Consider the following 5,963-nt stretch of genomic DNA (forward strand, 5'->3'; position numbering starts at 1 on the left):
CTTGTAAACTCGATGACATTGAGATTATCGGTTTAGATATTGCTATACTGAGTCTGCGCCTCCCTCCAAGTGCAAAAATAGAATATTTAGCTGGCCAATTTATTGATTTAATTATCAATGGGCAGCGTCGTAGCTATTCTATTGCAAATGCTCCTGGTGGGAATGTTGAGTTACATATAAGGAAAGTAAGTAACGGTATATTCAGTCAAATAATTTTTAATGAACTTAAATTGCAACAACTTCTCCGTATTGAAGGCCCACAAGGAACATTTTTTGTCCGTGATAATAATCGGCCGTTAATATTTTTAGCTGGGGGAACAGGTTTTGCTCCAGTGAAGGCTATGGTTGAAGAGCTTATAAATAAAAATGACCAGCGGCCGATCCATATTTATTGGGGAATGCCTGACGGTAGACTTTTCTATTCTGATATAGCTAAGAAATGGTCAGTAGAGTATCCGAATATCCAGTATATCCCCGTCGTTTCTGGAGAAGATAGTTCTTGGCATGGCCAAACAGGATTCGCTCATCGAGCGGTAATAAACGATTTTCCTGATCTAAGTAACTTCAGTGTCTATGCCTGTGGTTCACTCGCTATGATTTCTGCGGCACATCAGGAATTTGTTGAATATGGACTAGCTGAAGACCAATTTTTCTCTGATGCCTTCGTACCATCAAAGTAATTATCAATGGAGAGTAAAGTGAAAGCAGTTATTCTTGCGGGTGGTTTAGGAACTCGTCTTAGTGAAGAAACGGTAGTTAAACCGAAGCCGATGGTAGAGATCGGAGGAATGCCTATTTTATGGCATATTATGAAGCTCTATTCTGCTCATGGGATTAATGATTTCATTATCTGCTGTGGTTACAAGGGATATGTAATAAAAGAATATTTTGCTAACTACTTTATGCATATGTCCGATATCACTTTCTCTATGCGCGATAATGAAATGAAAGTACACCAAAAACGAGTTGAACCGTGGAATGTAACACTAGTTGATACTGGTGAAAATTCTATGACTGGTGGCCGTTTGAAACGTGTCAAAGATTATGTAAAAGATGATGAAGCATTTTGCTTTACTTACGGTGATGGTGTAGGTGATATAAATATTACTGAGTTGATTAATTTTCATAAAGCACATGGTAAGCAGGCTACATTAACGGCAACTTTTCCTCCAGGCCGTTTTGGGGCATTGGATATCAAAGATAGACAAGTCCGTAGTTTTAAAGAAAAGCCCAAAGGTGATGGCGCTATGATTAATGGCGGCTATTTTGTTCTATCTCCTAAAGTTATCGATCTTATTGATGGCGATAAATCTACTTGGGAACAAGAGCCATTAATGACGTTGGCTGAAAACGGCGAATTAATGGCTTATGAGCACACCGGTTTTTGGCAGCCAATGGATACCTTGCGTGACAAAGTCTACCTGCATGAATTATGGGAAGAAGGTCGGGCTCCTTGGAAAGTCTGGGAATAAATATCATGATTGATCAAAGTTTTTGGCAAGGTAAACGTGTCTTTATTACTGGGCATACTGGTTTTAAAGGTGGTTGGCTCAGTTTATGGCTGCAAAATATGGGGGCTACAGTAAAGGGCTACGCACTGACAGCACCGACAGAACCAAGCCTATTTGAGGCTGCACGTATTGCTGATGGTATGATTTCGGAGGTAGGTGATATTCGTAATTATGACCAATTACTAAAATCAATCAGCGACTTTAAGCCTGAAATTGTTTTCCATATGGCTGCACAGCCCTTAGTCCGTTTGTCTTACTCAGAACCTGTTGAAACGTATTCGACTAATGTGATGGGGACTGTTTATCTGCTGGAAGCTGTTCGACATGTTGGTGGTGTCAAAGCCATTATTAATATCACCAGTGATAAATGTTATGACAATAAAGAATGGGTTTGGGGATACCGTGAAAACGAAGCTATGGGAGGATATGACCCCTACTCAAACAGTAAAGGTTGCGCTGAGCTAGTCACATCCTCCTATCGTAATTCTTTTTTTAATCCAACTAAATATGAACAACATGGCACTGCGCTTGCGACAGTGCGCGCTGGTAATGTTATTGGTGGTGGTGATTGGGCGCTAGATAGGGTAGTTCCTGATATTTTACGCGCATTTGAAAGATCAACCCCTGTTATTATTCGCAATCCACATGCAATTCGCCCATGGCAACATGTATTAGAACCACTGTCCGGTTATTTATTGCTGGCGCAAAAAATGTACGCTGAGGGGACTCAGTTTGGTGAAAGTTGGAATTTTGGGCCCAATGATATGGATGCCACGCCGGTACAGAATATCGTAGAAAAAATGGTGTCATTTTGGGGTAAAGATGCCAGTTGGCAATTAGATGGCAGTGAGCATCCCCATGAAGCACATTACCTGAAACTGGATTGCTCTAAAGCAAAAATGCAATTAGGCTGGCACCCACGTTGGAGTCTCGATACTACACTGGCTCGAATTGTTGCTTGGCATCAAGCTTGGTTGTCAGATTCCGATATGCGTGATTACAGTATTAACGAAATTAATAGCTATATGAACACTAAATGATTTGAGGTCATAGATAAATGAGTCAAGAACAATTACGTCAACAGATTGCTGAGTTAGTTGCTCAGTATGCTGAAACGGCTATGGCCCCAAAGCCATTTGAAGCAGGTAAAAGTGTCGTCCCACCTTCAGGCAAAGTGATCGGTACCAAAGAACTACAGCTTATGGTTGAAGCATCTTTAGACGGATGGCTAACCACTGGCCGCTTCAACGATGCATTTGAAAAGAAACTCGGTGAATATATTGGAGTTCCTTATGTATTGACCACAACGTCTGGTTCCTCTGCTAATTTGCTAGCACTCACTGCATTAACATCCCCTAAATTAGGTGCTCGGGCACTTAAGCCAGGTGACGAAGTTATTACTGTCGCTGCCGGATTCCCTACAACAGTTAACCCAACCATCCAAAATGGGCTAATTCCGGTATTTGTCGATGTCGATATTCCGACTTATAACATCAATGCTAGCCTAATTGAGGCGGCTGTTGGTGATAAAACTAAAGCAATCATGATTGCTCATACTTTAGGTAACTTATTTGATTTGGCAGAAGTACGCCGAGTAGCAGATAAGTATAACCTATGGTTGATTGAAGACTGCTGTGATGCTTTAGGTTCCAAATATGACGGAAAAATGGCTGGCACATTCGGTGATATTGGTACTGTCAGTTTCTATCCTGCTCACCATATTACAATGGGCGAGGGGGGCGCGGTATTCACCAAATCAGCAGAACTGAAGACTATTATTGAATCTTTCCGTGACTGGGGGCGTGACTGCTATTGTGCACCTGGTTGTGATAATACTTGTAAGAAACGATTTGGCCAGCAATTAGGTTCTCTGCCATTTGGTTACGATCATAAATATACCTATTCGCACCTCGGCTATAACTTAAAGATTACTGACATGCAGGCCGCGTGTGGTTTGGCACAACTTGAGCGTGTAGAGGAATTTGTTGAGACACGCAAAGCGAACTTTAAGTATCTCAAAGAAGCACTTCAATCCTGTGTCGACTTTATCGAATTACCGGAAGCAACTGAAAATTCAGATCCATCATGGTTTGGCTTCCCGATTACTTTGAAAGAAGATTGCGGGATTAGTCGTATTGACCTGGTTAAATTCCTTGATGAAGCAAAAGTTGGAACTCGTTTACTCTTCGCCGGTAACTTAACTCGTCAACCCTATTTCCATGATGTGAAATATCGTGTTGTGGGTGAATTGACTAATACCGACAGAATTATGAATCAAACGTTCTGGATTGGTATCTATCCAGGGCTGACACATGATCATTTAGATTATGTTGTAAGTAAGTTTGAAGAGTTCTTTGGTTTGAATTTCTAATTTAGTTAATATATTGAGCTAGTTAATCTGGCTCAATTTTTACTGGGGTAGTAAATGAAAGCGTCTGATGCTATAGCACATGTATTGAGTGCTAATAATGTAGATTTTGGTTTTGAATTGATAGGTGGGATGATTGCTCATCTCGTTGACAGTATCAATTTATTAGGAAAAACAAAATTAGTCTCTGTGCATCATGAGCAAGCAGCCGCATTTGCAGCAGGTGGAATCGCTAGAGCTACTGGAAATCAAAAAATAGGGTTAGCTTTAGGGACCAGTGGACCTGGTGCAACAAATTTAATTACTGGCATTGCTGATTGTTGGTTAGATAGTTCACCTTGTATTTTTATTACAGGGCAGGTTAATACAAATGAACTAAAAGGCGAGAGAAACATTCGACAGCAAGGATTTCAAGAGCTGGATATAGTCAGTATTGTTAAAAGTATTACTAAGTATGCTTATCAAATAAAGCATCAGGATGAAATTATTCCCTGCTTACAGCATGCAATTGATGTTGCTACGAGTGGACGGCTTGGCCCTGTACTTATAGATATTCCAATGAATCTACAAAGAGCAGAATTAGATAAAAGTGTGATTGATTACCTTAAAGAAAAAAAAGAGATAATAGTTAAAAAGGATTCGAATTCACTCTCTGATTTTGCAAAAATAATTGAATTGTTAGATAAATCAAAAAAACCACTTTTCCTAATTGGAGGTGGTGCAATAAATGCGAATAATTTTATTTCTTGGCAATCTCACCTTTCGAAAAAAAATATTCCCCATGTTGCTAGCTTGAAAGGAAGTGAAAAAACGTTAGCTCTGCCAGGGTATTTTGGTATGATTGGCAGCTATGGTACCCGTACTGCAAATTATGCTCTGCAACATGCAGATTTAGTTATTGTTGTTGGAAGCCGTTTAGATGTTCGGCAAACGGGGGCTGATACAAATGATTTTGCCCGGAATGCAAAAGTTGTTCAAATAGATATTGACCAACAACAAGTAGATAACAGGATAAAAGGTTATTTTAATGTTGTCGCATCGAGTGAGGAGTTCTTTTCATACTTATTAGATAACAATCTTAATGGGCAATATGATGATTGGTTTTTGAATCTCAATAAACATTGGGAAAAAATGTTTATTGATGAATATGAAGACCTTAATATCAGTCCATTTAAAATGTGCAAAATATTAAATAGTTTGTTTGATAGCAAAAAAATACACTATGTTACCGATGTTGGTAATAATCAGATGTGGGCTGCCCATTCGTTACGACTAAGCTCTGGACAAGCAATACATAATTCTGGTGGTTTGGGGGCGATGGGTTTTGGAATACCGACAGCAATAGGTGTTTCTTATGCAATTGATGGCGCTGTGGTTGTAATTACCGGTGATGGCGGCGCTCAATTAAACATCCAAGAATTAGACATTATTGCTCGTGAAAAATTACCAATCCTGACAATAGTTCTTAATAATGATTCTTTAGGTATGGTCCGCGCATTCCAAGATATGTATTTTGATGGACGTGATGATTCAACATATTGGAATGGATATAGTTCATCGTTTGCAAGTATTGGGAAAGCATACAATATAATATCATTTACTATTGCAACAGATGTTGAATTTTCTAAGTATATAAGTGATTTTATTGCCAATCCTCGACCAATGCTTATTGAGGTTTTAATGAGCGATGCTAGAGAATGCAGGCCAAGATTAGCATTTGGAAATCCAATTGATAAACAATTTCCTTATAAATAACAGAAGGGCTATATGAAATTGGCAATTATTGGCGCTACAAGCCAAATAGCTCGTGACCTTATTATTAGACTTTTAACAGTTCAATGCCACTCTTTGGAATTATATTCACGTAAACCAGAGATTCTAAAAGAATGGCTTATACATAAAGGTTACTCTGAGAGATATACATCTAATCATATAGACACAATATTTATTGATCCTCAATATGATGCTATTTTAAATTTTATTGGCGCTGGAGACCCTGCAAAAGTAAGAGATCTAGGGAGTAGTATATTCAAACTCACTCAATATTTTGATTCTAAGATTATTGATTATTTATATAGTAATCC

At 38.9% G+C, this 5,963-nt stretch carries 5 protein-coding genes and 1 pseudogene; all 6 read left to right on the forward strand.

The annotated features are described in order from the left end of the window. Window positions 1–680 (forward strand): FAD-binding oxidoreductase (locus V1952_RS19475; RefSeq protein ID WP_420075360.1); only part of this gene is annotated, 680 nt, incomplete at its 5' end. Window positions 681–698: 18 nt separating this feature from the next. Further along, window positions 699–1,472 (forward strand): glucose-1-phosphate cytidylyltransferase, encoded by a 774-nt coding sequence (gene rfbF / locus V1952_RS19480; RefSeq protein WP_420075361.1) that lies wholly within the window; start codon window positions 699–701, stop codon window positions 1,470–1,472. A 5-nt stretch (window positions 1,473–1,477) separates the two neighbouring features. After that, a complete protein-coding gene (rfbG, locus tag V1952_RS19485) occupies window positions 1,478–2,551 on the forward strand; it encodes a CDP-glucose 4,6-dehydratase (protein WP_420075362.1) in 1,074 nt (357 codons plus the stop codon). Between the two features lie 17 nt (window positions 2,552–2,568). After that, window positions 2,569–3,882, forward strand: coding sequence for a lipopolysaccharide biosynthesis protein RfbH (rfbH, locus tag V1952_RS19490; protein ID WP_420075363.1), 1,314 nt, complete (start codon window positions 2,569–2,571; stop codon window positions 3,880–3,882). Between the two features lie 54 nt (window positions 3,883–3,936). Continuing rightward, window positions 3,937–5,634, forward strand: a complete 1,698-nt coding sequence (locus V1952_RS19495; RefSeq protein ID WP_420075364.1) for a thiamine pyrophosphate-binding protein — start codon at window positions 3,937–3,939, stop codon at window positions 5,632–5,634. Window positions 5,635–5,646: 12 nt separating this feature from the next. Beyond that, a pseudogene (locus tag V1952_RS19500) lies at window positions 5,647–5,963 on the forward strand (hypothetical protein); the annotation flags it as partial.

Source organism: Yersinia sp. 2542 StPb PI, assembly GCF_048593855.1.
Taxonomy (GTDB): Bacteria; Pseudomonadota; Gammaproteobacteria; order Enterobacterales; family Enterobacteriaceae; genus Yersinia; species Yersinia enterocolitica_E.

What these genes read in the sequence shown, in the direction of transcription:
- rfbH (WP_420075363.1), top strand. Translation starts at nt 2,569, where the DNA reads ATGAGTCAAGAACAATTACGTCAACAGATTGCTGAGTTAGTTGCTCAG.
- rfbG (WP_420075362.1), top strand. Translation starts at nt 1,478, where the DNA reads ATGATTGATCAAAGTTTTTGGCAAGGTAAACGTGTCTTTATTACTGGG.
- V1952_RS19495 (WP_420075364.1), top strand. Translation starts at nt 3,937, where the DNA reads ATGAAAGCGTCTGATGCTATAGCACATGTATTGAGTGCTAATAATGTA.